Annotated in this window: 16 protein-coding genes; 8 read left to right on the forward strand and 8 right to left on the reverse strand. The window is 52.7% G+C overall.

What is annotated here, in order from left to right; all coding sequences use genetic code 11:
* The 5 genes from FEK43_RS15085 to trmL all read left to right on the forward strand — a co-directional run.
* Positions 1-2,901: YadA family autotransporter adhesin (locus FEK43_RS15085; RefSeq protein WP_171020819.1), on the forward strand; the 2,901-nt coding region annotated here is incomplete at its 5' end.
* A 404-nt stretch (positions 2,902-3,305) separates the two neighbouring features.
* Positions 3,306-4,961 carry an L-lactate permease gene (lldP, locus tag FEK43_RS15090; protein WP_130215198.1) on the forward strand — a complete coding sequence of 552 codons (1,656 nt, stop codon included), beginning with the start codon at positions 3,306-3,308 and terminating at the stop codon, positions 4,959-4,961.
* Entirely contained in the window at positions 4,961-5,737 is a 777-nt protein-coding gene (gene lldR / locus FEK43_RS15095) for a transcriptional regulator LldR (RefSeq protein WP_130261179.1), read from the forward strand. Before lldP ends, lldR begins: the two co-directional genes overlap by 1 nt.
* Positions 5,734-6,924, forward strand: a complete 1,191-nt coding sequence (gene lldD, locus FEK43_RS15100) for a quinone-dependent L-lactate dehydrogenase (protein ID WP_135408522.1) — start codon at positions 5,734-5,736, stop codon at positions 6,922-6,924. The genes lldR and lldD overlap by 4 nt, the downstream gene beginning before the upstream one ends.
* A gap of 167 nt (positions 6,925-7,091) precedes the next feature.
* Complete coding sequence (gene trmL, locus FEK43_RS15105) at positions 7,092-7,565, forward strand: tRNA (uridine(34)/cytosine(34)/5-carboxymethylaminomethyluridine(34)-2'-O)-methyltransferase TrmL (protein ID WP_000932351.1); 474 nt, start codon at positions 7,092-7,094, stop codon at positions 7,563-7,565.
* A 52-nt stretch (positions 7,566-7,617) separates the two neighbouring features.
* On the opposite strand, the gene cysE is transcribed toward trmL, so the two are convergent.
* The 5 genes from cysE to FEK43_RS15130 all read right to left on the reverse strand — a co-directional run bounded on the left by cysE (position 7,618) and on the right by FEK43_RS15130 (position 10,892).
* Positions 7,618-8,439: a serine O-acetyltransferase gene (cysE, locus tag FEK43_RS15110; RefSeq protein ID WP_001277565.1), complete on the reverse strand. Its 822-nt coding sequence runs from the start codon at positions 8,437-8,439 to the stop codon at positions 7,618-7,620.
* Between the two features lie 79 nt (positions 8,440-8,518).
* On the reverse strand, positions 8,519-9,538 hold the full coding sequence (gene gpsA, locus FEK43_RS15115; RefSeq protein ID WP_001076194.1) for an NAD(P)H-dependent glycerol-3-phosphate dehydrogenase: 1,020 nt from the start codon (positions 9,536-9,538) through the stop codon (positions 8,519-8,521).
* A complete protein-coding gene (gene secB, locus FEK43_RS15120) occupies positions 9,538-10,005 on the reverse strand; it encodes a protein-export chaperone SecB (RefSeq protein WP_130206686.1) in 468 nt (155 codons plus the stop codon). The genes gpsA and secB overlap by 1 nt, the downstream gene beginning before the upstream one ends.
* Before the next feature lie 62 nt (positions 10,006-10,067).
* Positions 10,068-10,319, reverse strand: a complete 252-nt coding sequence (gene grxC, locus FEK43_RS15125) for a glutaredoxin 3 (protein WP_000024392.1) — start codon at positions 10,317-10,319, stop codon at positions 10,068-10,070.
* Between the two features lie 141 nt (positions 10,320-10,460).
* Positions 10,461-10,892, reverse strand: coding sequence for a rhodanese-like domain-containing protein (locus FEK43_RS15130; RefSeq protein WP_001156181.1), 432 nt, complete (start codon positions 10,890-10,892; stop codon positions 10,461-10,463).
* 244 nt (positions 10,893-11,136) lie between these two features.
* Between FEK43_RS15130 and gpmM the strand changes: the two genes are divergently transcribed.
* From gpmM to FEK43_RS15145, 3 genes are read left to right on the forward strand one after another with little or no spacing between them, the layout of a single operon-like run.
* Positions 11,137-12,681: a 2,3-bisphosphoglycerate-independent phosphoglycerate mutase gene (gene gpmM / locus FEK43_RS15135; RefSeq protein WP_064526112.1), complete on the forward strand. Its 1,545-nt coding sequence runs from the start codon at positions 11,137-11,139 to the stop codon at positions 12,679-12,681.
* A gap of 33 nt (positions 12,682-12,714) precedes the next feature.
* Positions 12,715-13,974 carry a murein hydrolase activator EnvC gene (gene envC / locus FEK43_RS15140; protein WP_001626259.1) on the forward strand — a complete coding sequence of 420 codons (1,260 nt, stop codon included), beginning with the start codon at positions 12,715-12,717 and terminating at the stop codon, positions 13,972-13,974.
* 3 nt (positions 13,975-13,977) lie between these two features.
* Positions 13,978-14,937, forward strand: a complete 960-nt coding sequence (locus tag FEK43_RS15145; RefSeq protein WP_135408520.1) for a divergent polysaccharide deacetylase family protein — start codon at positions 13,978-13,980, stop codon at positions 14,935-14,937.
* Here the strand turns inward: FEK43_RS15145 and waaH are convergent.
* From waaH to kbl, 3 genes are all read right to left on the reverse strand, one after another.
* The gene (gene waaH, locus FEK43_RS15150) at positions 14,924-15,958 is read right to left on the reverse strand and encodes a UDP-glucuronate:LPS(HepIII) glycosyltransferase (RefSeq protein WP_135408518.1); all 1,035 of its coding nucleotides are present in this window, start codon (positions 15,956-15,958) and stop codon (positions 14,924-14,926) included. The genes FEK43_RS15145 and waaH overlap by 14 nt on opposite strands.
* A 413-nt stretch (positions 15,959-16,371) precedes the next feature.
* The gene (gene tdh, locus FEK43_RS15155) at positions 16,372-17,397 is read right to left on the reverse strand and encodes an L-threonine 3-dehydrogenase (RefSeq protein WP_130206693.1); all 1,026 of its coding nucleotides are present in this window, start codon (positions 17,395-17,397) and stop codon (positions 16,372-16,374) included.
* A 13-nt stretch (positions 17,398-17,410) separates the two neighbouring features.
* A complete protein-coding gene (kbl, locus tag FEK43_RS15160) occupies positions 17,411-18,607 on the reverse strand; it encodes a glycine C-acetyltransferase (RefSeq protein ID WP_135408516.1) in 1,197 nt (398 codons plus the stop codon).
* Positions 18,608-18,787: the final 180 nt, after the last annotated feature.

Below are 18,787 nucleotides of genomic sequence, written 5' to 3' on the forward strand. Positions count from 1 at the left end.
GTTTCTACCACCAGCACCGATGCCATTAATGGTTCACAACTTCAGAGTACGGCAAGCACCATTACGTCCTATTTGGGCGGCGGTGCAACAATGAGTGATACCGGCGTATTTACCGGCCCTAAATATAATATTGGCGGCAATGAATACACCAACGTTGGCGCAGCTCTTACTGCTCTGGATAATGACGCCCTGTTGTGGGATGCGACCGCTAATTCAAATGCTGGTGCATTCAGCGCCGCGCACGGTACCGATGCCACCAGCAAAATCACCAACGTACTGGCTGGCACAGTCTCTTCCAACAGCTTCGATGCCATTAATGGTAGCCAGCTTTATGGTTTAGCTGATTCCTTCACGACTTATCTTGGCGGTGGTGCTGATATCAGCGATACGGGCGTATTAACCGGACCAACCTACACTATTGGTAATAATGCCTACACTAACGTCGGTGATGCTCTGGCAGCCATTAACTCGTCATTTACCGATTCGCTCGGTGATGCTCTGCTCTGGGATACTGCCGCCAAAAAATTCAGCGCCAAACACGGTGGTACCGACAGCGTCATTACTTACGTCGCAGATGGTGTAATTTCTGATACCAGCAGCGATGCCATTAACGGTTCGCAACTCTACGACACCAACAAGTACATTGCCGATGCGCTGGGTGGTGACGCAGAAGTTAACGCTGATGGCACCATCACTGCGCCGACTTACACCATTGCAAATACCGATTACAACAACGTCGGTGAAGCTCTGAACGCAATCGACACCACTCTCGATGATGCTCTGCTGTGGGATGCAACAGCAAATAACGGTCAAGGTGCATTTAGCGCCGGTCGCGGGATAGATAAAACGGCCAGCATTATTACTAATGTCGCAGACGGTGCAATTTCTGATACCAGCAGCGATGCCATTAACGGTTCGCAACTCTACGACACCAATAAGTACATTGCTGATGCCCTGGGTGGAGATGCAGAAGTCAACTCTGACGGTTCTATCACTGCGCCGACTTACACCATTGCAAATACCGATTACAACAACGTCGGTGAAGCTCTGGATGCGCTCGATGATAATGCCCTGTTGTGGGATGACGCTGCGGGTGCCTACAGCGCCAACCATGAAGGCAAAGCCAGTGTAATCACCAATGTGGCTGATGGTCTGATTGAAGCGGGCAGCACTGACGCCGTCAACGGTTCCCAACTGAATGCCGCTAACCTGCTGATCGAGCAGAATAGCCAAATCATCAATCAGCTTGCCGGAAACACCGACACGACGTACATCGCAGATAATGGTGCAGGTATTAACTATGTGCGTACCAACGACAACGGCTTAGCGTTCAACGACGCCAGCGCCTCTGGTATTGGTGCTACCGCAGTAGGCTATAACGCTGTTGCCTCTGGTGCCAGCAGTGTAGCTATTGGTCAGGACAGCCGCAGCGAAGTTGATACGGGTATCGCCCTGGGTAGCAGCTCTGTTTCCGACCGTGTAATTGTTAAAGGTTCTCGTAACACCAGCGTAACGGAAAATGGCGTAGAGATTGGCTACGACACCACTGACGGTGAATTACTCGGCGCATTGTCGATTGGTGATGATGGCAAGTACCGTCAAATCATCAACGTAGCCGATGGTTCCGAAGCCCATGACGCCGTTACGGTTCGCCAGTTGCAGAATGCCATTGGTGCAGTCGCTACCACGCCGACCAAATACTTCCACGCTAACTCAACGGCTGAAGATTCACTGGCAGTCGGTGAAGACTCGCTGGCAATGGGTGCGAAAACTATCGTTAACGGTAATGCTGGCATTGGTATCGGCCTGAACACTCTGGTGCTGGCAGATGCGATCAACGGTATTGCTATCGGTAGCAACGCAAGTGCAAATCATGCCAACAGTATTGCGATGGGTAACGGTTCTCAGACTACCCGTGGCGCACAGACTGGCTACACCGGTTACAACATGGATGCACCGCAAAACTCTGTCGGTGAGTTCTCTGTCGGCAGCGAAGACGGTCAACGCCAGATCACCAACGTCGCGGCAGGTTCAGCGGATACCGATGCTGTCAACGTTGGGCAGCTGAAAGTCACCGACGAGCGTGTGGCGCAGAATACCCAGAGCATTACTAACCTGAACAATCAGGTCACTAATCTGGATACTCGCGTTACTAATATCGAAAACGGTATTGGCGACATCGTGACCACCGGTAGCACCAAGTACTTCAAGACCAATACCGATGGTGTCGATGCTAACGCGCAGGGTAAAGATAGCGTCGCAATTGGCTCTGGTTCCATTGCTGCCGCTGACAACAGCGTCGCTCTGGGTACAGGCTCCGTGGCCAACGAAGAAAACACGATCTCTGTGGGTTCTTCTACCAATCAGCGTCGTATCACCAACGTAGCCGCCGGTAAAAATGCTACCGACGCCGTTAACGTTGCGCAGTTGAAGTCTTCTGAAGCAGGCGGTGTGCGTTACGACACCAAAGCTGATGGTTCTATCGACTACAGCAACATCACTCTCGGTGGTGGCAATGGCGGTACGACTCGGATCAGCAACGTTTCCGCTGGCGTGAACAACAACGACGCGGTGAACTACGCGCAGTTGAAGCAAAGCGTGCAGGAAACGAAGCAATACACCGATCAGCGCATGGTTGAGATGGATAACAAACTGTCCAAAACTGAAAGCAAGCTGAGTGGTGGTATCGCTTCTGCAATGGCGATGACCGGCCTGCCGCAGGCTTACACTCCGGGTGCCAGCATGGCCTCTATTGGTGGCGGTACTTACAACGGTGAATCAGCTGTTGCTTTAGGTGTGTCGATGGTGAGCGCCAATGGTCGTTGGGTCTACAAATTACAAGGTAGTACCAATAGCCAGGGTGAATACTCCGCCGCACTCGGTGCCGGTATTCAGTGGTAATCATCCATTAACGAATGGGTAAACGCCAAATTGCCTGATGCGTTACGCGCATCAGGCCTACAGGGTGATTCTGCACATTCCTGTAGGCCGAATATTCCGGCAAGATAAGGCGCACCGGGTCAACAATCTAAGGGCAATTCTCTGATGAGGATTGCCCTTTTCTTTACCAGACATCTCCCTTCGCCAAAAAATTGGCCCTACCAATTCTTCGCTTATCTGACCTCTGGTTCACATTTTCCCAATTAAAACTCACATTAACGTTGCCAGTAAATAACATTTAGTTAACCATTCATTGTCATTATCCCTACACAACAAAATTGGCAGTACCACTTTTACACAACGTGTGACAAGGAGATGAGCAACAGACTCATTACACGATGTGCGTGGACTCCAGGAGACCTGCAATGAATCTCTGGCAACAAAACTATGATCCCGCCGGGAATATCTGGCTTTCCAGCCTGATAGCATCGCTTCCCATCCTGTTTTTCTTCTTTGCGCTGATTAAGCTCAAACTGAAAGGATACGTTGCCGCCACCTGGACGGTTGCCATCGCCCTGGCCGTGGCTTTGCTGTTCTATAAAATGCCGGTCGCCAACGCGCTGGCCTCGGTGGTTTATGGCTTCTTCTACGGTTTGTGGCCAATCGCGTGGATCATTATTGCGGCGGTGTTCGTCTATAAGATCTCGGTGAAAACCGGACAGTTTGACATTATCCGCTCGTCGATTCTTTCGATAACCCCAGACCAGCGTCTGCAAATGCTGATCGTCGGTTTCTGTTTCGGCGCATTTCTCGAAGGGGCTGCAGGCTTCGGCGCACCGGTGGCGATCACCGCCGCATTGCTGGTCGGCCTGGGCTTTAAACCTCTGTACGCCGCCGGACTGTGCCTGATTGTTAACACCGCGCCAGTGGCATTTGGTGCGATGGGTATTCCAATTCTGGTTGCCGGACAGGTAACGGGCATCGACAGCTTTGAGATCGGCCAGATGGTGGGTCGTCAGCTACCGTTTATGACCATTATCGTCCTGTTCTGGATCATGGCGATTATGGACGGCTGGCGCGGTATTAAAGAGACGTGGCCTGCGGTCGTGGTTGCAGGTGGTTCGTTTGCCATCGCACAGTATCTCAGCTCCAACTTCATTGGGCCGGAACTGCCGGACATTATCTCTTCGCTGGTATCGCTGCTCTGCCTGACACTGTTCCTCAAACGCTGGCAGCCAGTACGCGTTTTCCGCTTCGGCGATCTGGGTGCATCGCAGGTTGATATGACGCTGGCTCACACAGGTTACACGGCGGGTCAGGTGCTACGTGCCTGGACACCGTTCCTGTTCCTGACCGCCACCGTAACACTTTGGAGTATCCCGCCATTTAAAGCTCTGTTCGCTTCGGGCGGCGCGCTGTATGAATGGGTGATCAACATTCCGGTACCGTATCTCGACAAACTGGTTGCACGTATGCCGCCGGTGGTCAGCGAGGCTACAGCCTACGCCGCCGTGTTTAAGTTTGACTGGTTCTCCGCCACTGGCACCGCCATTCTGTTTGCTGCGCTGCTCTCGGTTGTCTGGCTGAAGATGAAACCGTCTGACGCTCTCAGCACCTTCGGCAGCACGCTGAAAGAACTGGCGCTGCCCATCTACTCCATCGGTATGGTGCTGGCGTTCGCCTTTATCTCGAACTATTCCGGGCTGTCGTCAACACTGGCGCTGGCACTAGCGCACACCGGTCATGCATTCACCTTCTTCTCGCCGTTCCTCGGCTGGCTGGGGGTATTCCTGACCGGGTCGGATACGTCATCTAACGCTCTGTTTGCCGCTCTGCAAGCCACGGCCGCACAACAAATTGGCGTCTCTGACCTGTTGCTGGTTGCCGCCAATACCACCGGCGGTGTTACCGGGAAGATGATCTCCCCGCAATCCATCGCTATCGCCTGTGCGGCGGTAGGCCTGGTTGGCAAAGAGTCAGACCTGTTCCGCTTTACCGTCAAACACAGCCTGATATTCACCTGTATGGTGGGCGTGATCACCACGCTTCAGGCTTACGTCTTAACGTGGATGATTCCTTAATGATTGCTACACCCAGACGCCTGTCAGACGAGGTTGCCTCCCGTGTGCGGGCGCTGATTGATGAAAAACAGCTGGAGGCGGGCATGAAGTTGCCCGCTGAACGCCAACTGGCGATGCAACTCGGCGTGTCGCGTAATTCACTGCGCGAAGCGCTGGCAAAACTGGTGAGCGAAGGCGTACTTCTTAGTCGTCGCGGTGGTGGCACATTTGTGCGCTGGCGTCATGACGCGTGGTCGGAGCAAAACATCGTCCAGCCGCTGAAAACGCTGATGGCCGATGATCCGGATTACAGTTTCGATATTCTGGAAGCCCGCTACGCCATTGAAGCCAGCACCGCATGGCATGCAGCGATGCGCGCCACGCCTGGTGATAAAGAGAAAATTCAGCTTTGCTTTGAGGCAACGCTCAGCGAAGACCCGGACCTCGCCTCACAAGCGGACGTTCGTTTTCATCTGGCGATTGCCGAAGCCTCGCATAACATCGTGCTGCTACAAACCATGCGTGGTTTCTTTGATGTTCTGCAATCCTCGGTGATGCAAAGCCGTCAACGGATGTATCTCGTGCCGCCCGTTTTTTCACAACTGACCGAGCAGCATCAGGCAGTCATTGACGCCATTTTTGCCGGGGATGCCGACGGGGCGCGTAAAGCGATGATGGCGCATCTCAGTTTTGTCCACAGCACCATGAAAAGATTCGATGAAGATCAGGCGCGCCGTGCACGTATTACCCGCCTGCCCGGTGAGCATAATGAGCATTCGAGGGAGAAAAACGCATGATTATTTCTGCAGCCAGCGATTATCGCGCCGCAGCACAACGCATTCTGCCGCCGTTCCTGTTCCACTATATGGATGGCGGCGCATATTCTGAATATACCCTGCGTCGTAACATGGAAGATTTATCAGAAGTGGCGCTGCGCCAGCGCATTCTGAAAAACATGTCCGACTTAAGCCTGGAAACGACGCTGTTTAATGAGAAATTGTCGATGCCAGTAGCGCTGGCTCCAGTGGGCTTGTGCGGCATGTATGCGCGACGCGGCGAAGTTCAGGCAGCAAAAGCGGCGGATGCGCATGGCATTCCGTTTACTCTCTCAACGGTTTCCGTTTGCCCGATTGAGGAAGTCGCACCCACCATCAAGCGCCCAATGTGGTTCCAGCTTTACGTACTGCGCGATCGCGGTTTTATGCGTAACGCACTGGAACGAGCAAAAGCCGCGGGTTGTTCTACGCTGGTTTTCACCGTGGATATGCCAACGCCGGGCGCACGCTACCGTGATGCGCATTCGGGTATGAGTGGCCCAAATGCGGCAATGCGCCGCTACTTGCAGGCGGTGACTCATCCACAATGGGCGTGGGATGTGGGCCTGAATGGTCGTCCACATGATTTAGGGAATATCTCGGCTTACCTTGGCAAACCGACCGGGCTGGAAGATTACATCGGCTGGCTGGGGAATAACTTCGATCCGTCCATCTCCTGGAAAGACCTTGAGTGGATCCGCGATTTCTGGGATGGCCCGATGGTGATCAAAGGGATCCTCGACCCAGAAGATGCGCGTGATGCGGTACGTTTTGGCGCTGACGGGATTGTGGTTTCTAACCACGGCGGTCGTCAGTTAGATGGCGTGCTCTCTTCTGCCCGCGCACTGCCTGCCATTGCAGATGCAGTGAAAGGTGATATCGCCATTCTGGCAGATAGCGGCATTCGTAACGGGCTTGATGTCGTGCGTATGATTGCGCTCGGTGCCGATACCGTACTGCTGGGTCGTGCTTTCCTGTATGCGCTGGCAACAGCGGGCCAGGCGGGCGTGGCTAACCTGCTGAATCTGATTGAGAAAGAGATGAAAGTGGCGATGACGCTGACGGGCGCGAAATCGATCAGTGAAATTACGCAAGATTCGTTGGTGCAGGGGCTGGGTAAAGAGTTGCCTGCGGCGCTGGCCCCGATGGCGAAAGGGAATGCGGCATAGTCGTTTGAGCCCCCTAACCCTCTCCCTCAGGGAGAGGGGACCGATCGGTGTTGTTTGTGCTCCCTCAGACTGAATCACCTCTCTCGGATGCACAGTCCGGGGTGAGGGGAAAAGGCCGCACGGCTCACCAATTTTCTGCTATCCTGCCCCCGCACTAAGGGGGCAGTATGCTAAACATCGTACTTTACGAACCAGAAATTCCGCCAAATACTGGCAACATCATCCGTCTTTGCGCTAACACCGGCTTTCGTCTGCATATCATCGAACCAATGGGATTTGCCTGGGACGATAAGCGCCTACGCCGCGCAGGGCTGGACTACCACGAATTTACCGCCGTTACGCGTCATCATGACTACAGCGCGTTCCTCGAAGCAGAAAATCCCCAGCGCCTGTTTGCTCTCACTACAAAAGGTACGCCCGCACATAGCGCCGTAAGCTATCAGGATGGCGACTATCTGATGTTCGGCCCGGAAACGCGCGGCCTGCCAGCGAGCATTCTTGATGCCCTGCCCGCTGAACAAAAAATTCGTATTCCAATGGTGCCGGACAGCCGCAGCATGAACCTGTCCAATGCGGTGTCGGTAGTGGTGTATGAAGCCTGGCGGCAGCTGGGGTATCCGGGAGCGGTGTTGAGAGATTAGTTACTGTATGCCGGATAGATGATTACATCGCATCCGGCACAATCACAGGACGTCAGATCCCATCCCCATACTCAAACGTATGGTTAATACCGTTGAAATGCTGGTCCATATCCATTGATGGCTTATCGCTGTCTGGTTTACCGACAATGCGTGCCGGAACGCCAGCGGCAGTAGTATGCGGCGGCACCGGTTGCAGCACCACGGAACCTGCGCCAATCTTCGCGCCGCGCCCAACTTCAATATTGCCAAGAATTTTCGCGCCCGCGCCAATCATCACGCCTTCACGAATTTTCGGGTGACGGTCACCGCTGGTTTTCCCAGTACCGCCAAGGGTGACGGATTGCAGAATCGACACGTCGTTTTCAATCACCGCCGTTTCACCAACGACGATGCCCGTCGCGTGGTCGAGCATAATGCCACGGCCAATTTTTGCCGCCGGGTGAATATCGACCTGGAACGTCACAGAAACCTGGTTTTGCAGAAAAATAGCCAGTGCACGACGGCCCTGATTCCACAGCCAGTGACCGATGCGATAGGCCTGCAAGGCATGAAAACCTTTCAGGTATAACAATGGGGTTGAGTATTTATCGACTGCCGGGTCGCGGGTACGCACCGCCTGAATATCGCAGGCCGCAGAAGCAATCATTTCCGGGTCGGCGGCGTAGGCTTCTTCAACCACTTCGCGGATAGCAATGGCAGGCATGATTGGCGATGACAGCTTGTTCGCCAGCATGTAGCTCAGGGCACTGCCAAGGTTTTCGTGCTTGAGTAGCGTCGCGTGGTAAAAACTGGCCAGCATTGGCTCACAGTCCGCCAGCGTTCTGGCTTCAGCTTTAATATTGTTCCAGACAATTTCCAGTTCTTCACACGACATTGCTTACTCCACACGATGAGATAATGACCGGCCCGTTCTGCGCGGGCCGGGTCATAGCGGTAACAAAGGTTCCCTGGGTTTAGTGGCTGCTGCGCTCGTCCTTGCGTGCACGACCTAGTAAAGTCAATGCTGCCTCGCGCGCGTTTTTTCCGCAATATAATACTTGATAAATTTCCTCGGTTATTGGCATTTCAACGCCGAAGCGATGCGCCAACTCGCGGACTTCTTTCGTATTGCGGTAGCCTTCCACCACCTGACCAATCTTCTCCTGCGCGCTTTGTACATCCATGCCCTGACCGAGCATCATGCCAAAACGGCGGTTACGCGACTGGTTGTCAGTACAGGTAAGCACCAGATCGCCCAGCCCCGCCATGCCCATAAAGGTGGCAGGATCGGCACCCAGCGCCGCACCAAGACGCGACATTTCAGCCAGTCCACGGGTGATCAGCGCCGTACGCGCATTTGCGCCAAAACCGATACCGTCGGACATCCCCGCGCCAATGGCAATGACGTTTTTCACCGCGCCGCCAAGCTGCACGCCAATGAAATCCGGGTTGCTGTAAACGCGGAAACTTTTGCCACAGTGCAGCAACTGCTGGAGATCATCGGCGAAGGTCTGGTCGGTAGAGGCCAGCGAAATAGCCGTCGGTAAACCTGCCGCCAGTTCTTTCGCAAATGTTGGACCAGAGATAACCGCTAGCGGAATTTGATCGCCTAACGCCTCACGCGCCACGTCCTGTAACAGACGCCCGGTTTCCGCTTCCAGACCTTTAGTCGCCCACACCAGCCGCGCATCAGGACGCATCAGCGGTTTAATCTGGCGCAGCACTTCACCAAAGACATGGCTGGGTACGACGACGAGAATATTGCGGCTGGCTGCCAGCGCGGTGGCGAGATCGCTTTCAAGATGGAGCGTATCGGGAAAAGGCACATCGGGGAGAAACGCAGCGTTACAGCGGTCGCGTTCTAGCGTTGCGATATGTTCAGGGTCATGGCCCCAGAGGACAACCTCGTGGCCATTTCTTGCCAGGGTGATGGCAAGAGCGGTGCCGTACGAGCCGGCACCGATCACAGTCATTGAAGCATTACGTTGGTTCATCAGGCATCCTGATGTTCTTCAGTACCTTCGCCAGCCTGCTGCTGCAAATAGTTCATGAACAGCGCATCGAAGTTAACCGGCGCAAGGTTCAGTTGCGGGAATGTACCGCGGGATACCATGCTGGTGATGCATTCACGAGCATACGGGAACAGAATGTTCGGGCAGTATGCGCCCAGGCAATGTGCCAGCTGGGTGCCTTCAATACCCGCGATGGAGAAAATACCACCCTGCTGAACTTCACACAGGAACGCAGTTTCTTCGCCCAGGGATGCCGTTACGGTAACACGCAGTACCACTTCGTAAACGTCATCTGCCAGTTGAGAAGATGCCGTATCCAGATCAAGTTTAACTTCTGGCTGCCAATCTTTCTGGAAAACGTGCGGCGCGTTCGGCGCTTCGAAAGAAATATCCTTGGTATAAATACGTTGGATCTGGAAAGTCATTTCGGTGTTGTTTTGTTCTGACATGTGTAGAAAACCCTTAAGTGTTGTCCTTAAATACTGCGCAATGTAATGCCAACGTTCACACGTTATTTCAGCAGGGGATCCAGTCCACCACGTGCATCCAATGCATACAAGTCATCACAGCCGCCAATGTGCTGTGCGTCAATAAAAATCTGGGGAACCGTGGTACGACCGCTGCGTTTGATCATCTCTTCACGCTTGGCGGCGTTGCCATCAATCGGCAGCTCCTGAAAACTCACGCCCTTGCTGCTCAGCAGTGCTTTTGCACGATGGCAATACGGGCAGGTTTCTTTGGTATAGATTTCAACATTGGCCATAACTTAGCTCCTGTTTTTTTACCCTGAAATTTCATGTTGCAGGGCGGCAGCAAAATGGAGTGTCCCCAGAAGCTTATAACAATAAGTCGCTGGGGGCATAATTGCAGCTAACGGCCTGCATCATGAAAGACGACAGGTAAATTATTTGCCGCGCACCAGAGGCAAGTTTTCGCCAGCCCAGCCAGCGACGCCTTCTTTCAGCACGAATACTTGCGCAAAACCAGCTTTCGTCAGCGCGTTTGCAGGCTCCTGGCACTGCATGCCAGAACCGTCTACCACGATAACCGGTTTGTCTTTGTGCTTCTCAAGCTCACCAACATTGTTGGCTTTGATTTCGCTCGGCAACAGATTGATAGAACCTGCGATATGGCCTTTACGGAAGTCATCACGCTGACGTAAATCCACAACCACAGCGTCTTCTTTGTTGATCAGACGCGTAGCTTCACCACGAGTAATCACCTTCACTTTCGAGGTCAGGCTCTTAAACGTAGTGACAAGAACCGCCACCAGTAACGCGATCCAGGCGATACTCAGTATGGGATGACGGCCAACAAATTGCATAATTTCTTGCATGGGGGGTAACAACTCCCGACGTAGTGATTAAAAAAACCAGGAAAGGAGTATACCTGCGCAGTGCGGCAAATACAGCCAGCGCGTTAACTGGAATGCAATTTTGCGGGGCGCGACGAAAAAAAATCGCAAATCTGGCATCGGCATGCCGCGAGCGGTCGTATATTTTGATCTTCAGAGGCTATTTTATCGATTCAGCTGTAGTAAAATTACGCAAATTTTGACTCTTGAGTATGAGGTTGTCGCAATGTCGGTTTCTAAAAAACCTATGGTACTGGTGATTCTGGATGGCTATGGCTATCGCGAAGAACAGCAGGATAACGCCATTTTTAGTGCTAAAACCCCGGTAATGGATGCACTGTGGGCCAATCGTCCGCATACCCTGATCGACGCTTCCGGTCTGGAAGTCGGTCTGCCTGACCGTCAGATGGGTAACTCCGAAGTAGGCCACGTTAACCTGGGTGCCGGCCGCATCGTGTATCAGGACCTGACTCGTCTGGACGTTGAAATCAAAGATCGCGCTTTCTTCGCTAACCCGGTACTGACTGGTGCGGTAGATAAAGCGAAAAACGCAGGCAAAGCAGTACACATTATGGGTCTGCTCTCCGCAGGCGGCGTACACAGCCACGAAGATCACATCATGGCGATGGTAGAACTGGCAGCTGAACGCGGTGCAGAAAAAATCTACCTGCACGCATTCCTTGACGGTCGCGACACTCCGCCGCGCAGTGCTGAATCTTCGCTGAAAAAATTCGAAGAGAAATTTGCCGCACTGGGCAAAGGTCGCGTAGCGTCCATCATTGGCCGTTACTACGCGATGGACCGCGACAACCGTTGGGATCGCGTTGAAAAAGCTTATGACCTGCTGACTCTGGCGCAGGGTGAATTCCAGGCCGATACCGCCGTTGCTGGTTTGCAGGCTGCTTATGCTCGCGACGAAAACGACGAGTTCGTGAAAGCGACCGTTATTCGTGCAGAAGGCCAGCCGGATGCAGCAATGGAAGACGGCGACGCGCTGATTTTCATGAACTTCCGTGCTGACCGTGCGCGTGAAATTACTCGTGCGTTCGTGAACGCTGATTTCGACGGCTTCGCGCGTAAGAAAGTGGTTAACGTCGATTTCGTGATGCTGACCGAATACGCTGCCGACATCAAAACCGCAGTGGCTTACCCACCGGCGTCTCTGGTTAACACCTTCGGCGAGTGGATGGCGAAAAACGACAAAACTCAGCTGCGTATTTCCGAAACTGAAAAATATGCTCACGTCACTTTCTTCTTTAACGGTGGTGTAGAAGAGTCGTTCAAAGGCGAAGACCGCATTCTGATCAACTCGCCGAAAGTCGCTACCTACGACCTGCAGCCGGAAATGAGCTCCGCAGAGCTGACCGAAAAACTGGTTGCGGCAATCAAGAGCGGCAAATACGACACCATTATCTGTAACTATCCGAACGGCGACATGGTAGGTCACACCGGAGTGATGGAAGCGGCGGTTAAAGCGGTAGAAGCGCTGGATCACTGTGTTGAAGAAGTGACAAAAGCCGTTGAGTCCGTGGGTGGACAACTGCTGATCACCGCTGACCACGGTAACGCTGAACAGATGCGCGATCCGGCAACGGGTCAGGCACACACGGCACACACCAACCTGCCAGTTCCGCTGATTTACGTTGGTGATAAGAACGTGAAAGCGGTTGAAGGCGGTAAGCTTTCTGACATCGCACCGACCATGTTGTCGCTGATGGGGATGGAAATCCCGCAAGAGATGACTGGTAAGCCGCTGTTCATCGTGGAATAATCCCTCCCCATGAGGGGAAAGGCGATTAATACCATGACACGGGCCACGAAACCGCGCAGGTTTGCAGTCAGGCCCATCATTTACGCCAGCGTTCTTAGCGCTGGCGTATTGTTGTGCACGTTTTCCGCCCACGCGGATGACCGCGACCAACTCAAGTCTATTCAGGCCGATATCGCCGCGAAAGAGCGCGCGGTACGCCAACAGCAGCAACAACGCTCAAGCCTGCTTGCTCAGCTGAAAAAGCAGGAAGAGGCGATCTCCGAAGCCACCCGCAAGCTGCGCGAAACGCAAAACACGCTCAATCAACTGAATAAACAGATTGATGAGATGAACGCGTCGATTGCCAAACTGGAGCAGCAAAAAGCCGCCCAGGAACGCAGCCTCGCCGCGCAACTGGATGCCGCGTTTCGTCAGGGTGAACATACCGGTATTCAGCTGATTCTCAGCGGTGAAGAAAGCCAGCGCGGTCAACGATTGCAGGCTTACTTCGGCTATCTCAACCAGGCGCGACAAGAAACCATCGCCCAGTTGAAGCAAACGCGTGAAGAAGTCGCCATGCAGCGTGCTGAACTGGAAGAGAAACAAAGCGAGCAACAAACGCTGTTATATGAGCAGCGCGCCCAACAGGCGAAACTGACTCAGGCGCTGAACGAGCGTAAAAAGACGCTGGCGGGGCTGGAATCTTCCATCCAGCAAGGTCAGCAGCAGCTAAGTGAACTGCGTGCCAACGAATCCCGTCTGCGTAACAGCATTGCCCGTGCAGAAGCGGCAGCGAAAGCGCGTGCTGAACGTGAAGCGCGCGAAGCCCAGGCGGTTCGCGACCGTCAGAAAGAAGCGACACGTAAAGGCACCACCTACAAACCGACCGAAAGCGAAAAATCGCTGATGTCCCGAACTGGTGGTCTGGGCGCACCGCGCGGTCAGGCATTTTGGCCGGTTCGCGGGCCAACGCTGCATCGCTATGGCGAACAGCTACAAGGCGAACTGCGCTGGAAAGGGATGGTTATCGGTGCCTCTGAAGGTACTGAAGTTAAAGCGATTGCCGACGGTCGGGTGATTCTGGCTGACTGGCTGCAAGGCTACGGTCTGGTGGTGGTGGTTGAGCACGGTAAAGGCGACATGAGTCTTTACGGCTATAATCAGAGCGCACTGGTGAGCGTTGGTTCGCAGGTTCGCGCGGGCCAGCCAATTGCACTGGTGGGCAGCAGTGGTGGTCAGGGTCGGCCTTCACTCTATTTCGAAATTCGCCGCCAGGGTCAGGCGGTCAATCCACAGCCGTGGTTGGGAAGATAAGTTTTGTTTCCATTTCGTCGTAACGTTCTTGCATTTGCCGCTCTGTTAGCGCTTTCCTCCCCCGTACTTGCTGGCAAACTAGCCATTGTCATTGATGATTTTGGTTATCGCCCGCACAACGAAAACCAGGTGCTGGCGATGCCCTCCGCTATCTCCGTCGCCGTGTTACCCGACTCACCGCACGCCAGAGAGATGGCGACCAAAGCGCATAACAGCGGTCACGAGGTGTTGATCCATCTGCCAATGGCACCATTGAGTAAACAGCCGCTGGAGAAAAACACGCTGCGCCCGGAGATGAGCAGCGACGAAATTGAGCGCATTATTCGTAGTGCGGTCAATAACGTGCCCTATGCCGTGGGGATCAACAACCACATGGGCAGCAAAATGACCTCTAACCTGTTTGGTATGCAGAAAGTGATGCAGGCGCTGGCGCGTTACAATCTTTACTTCCTCGACAGCGTAACCATCGGTAATACCCAGGCGATGCGCGCCGCACAAGGCACTGGCGTGAAGGTTATTAAACGGAAGGTGTTCCTCGACGATTCGCAAAATGAAGCGGATATTCGTGTACAGTTTAATCGTGCAATTGACCTGGCGCGTCGCAACGGTTCGACCATCGCCATTGGTCATCCACATCCCTCAACAGTACGCGTATTGCAACAAATGGTTTATAACCTGCCGCCAGACATTACGCTGGTGAAAGCCAGCAGCTTGCTGAATGAACCGCAGGTCGATACGTCTACGCCACCGAAAAATACGGTGCCCAACACTCCGCGTAATCCGTTCCGTGGCGTGAAGCTGTGTAAACCGAAAAAACCGCTGGAACCCGTTTATGCGAATCGCTTCTTTGAAGTATTAAGCGAAAGCATCAGCCAGAGCACGCTGATCGTTTACTTCCAGCATCAGTGGCAAGGCTGGGGCAAACAGCCCGAAGCGGCGAAGTTTAACGCTAACGCAAATTAAAGGCGCTACGCGTAATGCGATGGTGCGATCGTGTTTTGTCGCGCCATTGCCATAAGCGGAAAGACCACAGTAATGCCTGATAACCCACCTTTACGCTGCGGACATTAGTAATCAGGCGCTTATACATGCCGGAAGTAAATATCTCAGCAATCATCCGTTGGCGGATAAGAATATCTGGCTCTTTGCGCACCGCATGGCAAACACGCAATGCTTCGTAAGTTATTTGCTGATGAAATTCCGGATAAATTGTAATTTTGTCGGCATAATTTCGATTTAATTTCTCCAGCAGTCGGGTAATCTTAATATAGTGCCGTTGATAATTAAGGTTTTTATTCCCTTGTCTATTCAACCGACTCACGGACGTATTATGCAGATAATATTTATATAACGATTGCTCGGTATATCGCGCACGCAGCGCGTTAAACATAAATTCTGTTGTCCAGACAATATCCTGATGATGTAATCCGGCAATAAATTTAATGTTATTTTTTACAATAACATCGCGGCGATAAACGCCCATCCAGACAACGTGAGTCCAGCGGCGAGAAGAAAGTCCCATCCGCAGCCAGTCCGGGCCGGTTAATACGCCGGTTGAGCGTATGCGATCGGTGGGAATGGATTGCCAGGTTTCCTCCGTTTCACGAAAACACCAGTCAGCGTTGCACTGCGCCACGTCGAGATCGTCCTCTAACGCCATGGTCATCAGCGTTTCGTACATAGTGGGATAGACTTCATCATCAGCATCGACAAAAGCAACATATTTGCCCGTCGCTGCCTCGATCCCGCGATTACGCGCCACCGATGCGCCAGCATTCGCCTGATGCAGCAAGCGAACATGCGGATGTTTTTCTGCGTAATGCTTTGCTATTTCAACAGAATTATCCGTTGACCCATCGTTAATAATAATAATTTCCAGAGCAGTCCAGGTTTGCGCGATTAAAGATTCCATACAAGTGCGGAAATCATCGCCCGCATTATATAACGGGATAATAACACTTAGTTTATTAGTGCTGTTCATCATAAATTACCGACGACCTCTGAAGTTACCCTGACGTTTTACAGGCTTTGTATTAAGAAACTATTAAGCCTGTGAAATATTATTTTTACGGGTGAGAAAGTAACTTCAGGCTAGAGAAATAATGAGAGCAGCAATATAAGATAACAGCGCAATTACGATATCTTTATTACACTGACAGGATTTTACATATTTAACGGATTATCCTCAGGGAAAAGGGCTGGAATTTTGGATTTTCAGATTGTAGACAAAGTGCGCTTTGTTTATGCCGGATCTAGCGTAAACGCTTTATCCGGCATACCAAATTGTGCAAATTTAATATGTTGCAGGAACCACGTAGGCCTGATACGCCGTAGCGCATCAGGCAATTTTGTGTTTTCCATCAGCTTCAAGGGCTGGAATACCAGCCCTTGTTCGTGTTAATCCCAGCTCAGAATAACTTTCCCAGACTGGCCCGAACGCATGGCATCAAAGCCTTTCTGGAAATCGTCGATGGAGAAACGATGGGTAATGATTGGCGAGAGATCCAGACCAGACTGAATCAGCGCCGCCATCTTGTACCAGGTTTCAAACATCTCACGACCGTAAATACCTTTAATGAACAGTCCTTTAAAGATCACTTTTGTCCAGTCGATAGACATATCAGACGGCGGGATACCCAGCATCGCAATACGGCCACCGTGATTCATGGTGTCCAGCATCGTGCGGAATGCTGACGGCGCACCAGACATCTCCAGACCAACATCAAAGCCTTCAGTCATGCCCAGTTCTGCCATTACGTCGTTGAGATTCTCTTTCGCGACGTTAACCGCACGAGTGATGCCCATTTTGCGCGCCAGCCCCAGACGGTATTCATTAACATCAGTGATCACCACGTTGCGTGCACCAACGTGTTTCGCTACCGCCGCGGCCATAATACCAATTGGGCCTGCGCCAGAAACCAGAACATCTTCGCCGACCAGATCAAACGATAGCGCCGTATGCACCGCATTTCCGAACGGGTCAAAAATTGCGGCTAAGTCATCGGAGATATTATCGGGGATTTTGAAGGCGTTGAATGCCGGGATCACCAGATATTCGGCGAAGCAGCCCGGGCGATTAACACCAACGCCTATCGTGTTGCGGCACAAATGGGTACGACCACCACGACAGTTGCGGCAATGACCACAGGTGATATGGCCTTCGCCAGAAACGCGATCGCCGATCTTGAAGCCTTTCACTTCCTGACCGATGCCAACCACCTCACCGACATATTCATGGCCTACAACCATCGGTACTGGGATGGTTTTTTGCGACCACTCATCCCAGTTATAGATGTGAACGTCAGTCCCGCAGATGGCTGTTTTACGGATTTTAATCAGCAGATCGTTATGTCCGAGTTCCGGTTCAGGAACGTCGGTCATCCAGATGCCCTCTTCCGCTTTCAGTTTGGATAACGCTTTCATCTCACATCCTCACTCAGGCGATTACGCCCAGTTGTTTACCAATACGCGTGAACGCTTCTACCGCACGCGTAATTTGCTCAGGGGTATGCGCCGCAGACATCTGGGTACGAATACGCGCCTGACCTTTCGGAACGACCGGATAGAAGAAACCGGTGACGTAAATGCCCTCTTTTTGCAGTTCACGGGCAAATTTTTGCGCCACTACAGCATCGCCAAGCATGACCGGAATAATGGCGTGATCGGCACCCGCCAGGGTAAAGCCCGCCGCCGACATCTGCTCACGGAACTGACGCGCGTTCACCCACAGACGGTCACGAAGCTCACTGCCCGCTTCGACCATCTCCAGCACTTTAATGGAAGCAGCCACAATGGCAGGTGCCAGTGAGTTGGAGAACAGGTAAGGACGAGAACGCTGACGCAGCCACTCAACCACTTCTTTACGCGCTGCGGTGTAACCACCAGAAGCCCCGCCCAGTGCTTTACCCAGCGTGCCGGTGATGATATCGACACGGCCCATCACATCGCAGTATTCATGGGAGCCACGTCCGTTTTCACCGACAAAACCGACCGCATGAGAGTCATCAACCATCACCAAAGCGTCGTATTTATCCGCGAGATCGCAAACCCCTTTCAGGTTGGCAATTACGCCATCCATAGAGAACACACCATCGGTGGCGATTAACACATGGCGCGCCCCGGATTCACGCGCTTCTTTCAGGCACGCTTCCAGCTCTTGCATATTGTTGTTGGCATAGCGATAGCGTTTCGCTTTGCACAGCCGCACGCCGTCGATGATCGAGGCATGGTTCAGAGCATCGGAGATAATGGCGTCTTCCGCGCCCAGCAGTGTTTCAAACAGACCGCCGTTGGCATCAAAACAGGAAGAGTAGAGAATCGCATCTTCCATGCCGAGAAATGCTGCCAGTTTCTGCTCAAGCTCTTTATGGCTATCCTGGGTGCCGCAGATAAATCGCACCGAAGCCATGCCGAAACCGTGAGAATCCATTCCCGCTTTTGCCGCCGCAATCAGCTCCGGATGATTCGCCAGTCCGAGATAGTTATTGGCGCAAAAGTTTATGACGTGACTTCCATCAGCCACAGTGATGTCTGCTTGCTGCGCAGACGTAATAATGCGTTCTTCTTTAAACAACCCTTCCGCCCTTGCGGTTTCCAGATCGTTAGTTAACTGCTGATAAAATTCTCCACGCATTGCGGTTCTCCAGACAGGGCAATTTCCAGCACATATTACCCAAACTTATAGTTCGCGACGAGATGACGCGTTAACACTTCTGTAAAATTTAGAATAAATAACGTCCATCCCCCTCACTTTCGGCGAATGGCTGAAGCCAACGCCGTGTAGTGATATGATAGAAGTATTCGTGTCTGAGAT

Origin of the sequence: Escherichia sp. E2562 (assembly GCF_005781075.1) — a bacterium.
GTDB lineage: Bacteria > Pseudomonadota > Gammaproteobacteria > Enterobacterales > Enterobacteriaceae > Escherichia.

Bases quoted from the DNA above. Each gene is read 5' to 3' on its own strand.
- lldP (WP_130215198.1), top strand. From the start codon at position 3,306: ATGAATCTCTGGCAACAAAACTATGATCCCGCCGGGAATATCTGGCTT.
- lldR (WP_130261179.1), top strand. From the start codon at position 4,961: ATGATTGCTACACCCAGACGCCTGTCAGACGAGGTTGCCTCCCGTGTG.
- lldD (WP_135408522.1), top strand. From the start codon at position 5,734: ATGATTATTTCTGCAGCCAGCGATTATCGCGCCGCAGCACAACGCATT.
- trmL (WP_000932351.1), top strand. From the start codon at position 7,092: ATGCTAAACATCGTACTTTACGAACCAGAAATTCCGCCAAATACTGGC.
- cysE (WP_001277565.1), bottom strand. From the start codon at position 8,439: ATGTCGTGTGAAGAACTGGAAATTGTCTGGAACAATATTAAAGCTGAA.
- gpsA (WP_001076194.1), bottom strand. From the start codon at position 9,538: ATGAACCAACGTAATGCTTCAATGACTGTGATCGGTGCCGGCTCGTAC.
- secB (WP_130206686.1), bottom strand. From the start codon at position 10,005: ATGTCAGAACAAAACAACACCGAAATGACTTTCCAGATCCAACGTATT.
- grxC (WP_000024392.1), bottom strand. From the start codon at position 10,319: ATGGCCAATGTTGAAATCTATACCAAAGAAACCTGCCCGTATTGCCAT.
- FEK43_RS15130 (WP_001156181.1), bottom strand. From the start codon at position 10,892: ATGCAAGAAATTATGCAATTTGTTGGCCGTCATCCCATACTGAGTATC.
- gpmM (WP_064526112.1), top strand. From the start codon at position 11,137: ATGTCGGTTTCTAAAAAACCTATGGTACTGGTGATTCTGGATGGCTAT.
- envC (WP_001626259.1), top strand. From the start codon at position 12,715: ATGACACGGGCCACGAAACCGCGCAGGTTTGCAGTCAGGCCCATCATT.
- waaH (WP_135408518.1), bottom strand. From the start codon at position 15,958: ATGATGAACAGCACTAATAAACTAAGTGTTATTATCCCGTTATATAAT.
- tdh (WP_130206693.1), bottom strand. From the start codon at position 17,397: ATGAAAGCGTTATCCAAACTGAAAGCGGAAGAGGGCATCTGGATGACC.
- kbl (WP_135408516.1), bottom strand. From the start codon at position 18,607: ATGCGTGGAGAATTTTATCAGCAGTTAACTAACGATCTGGAAACCGCA.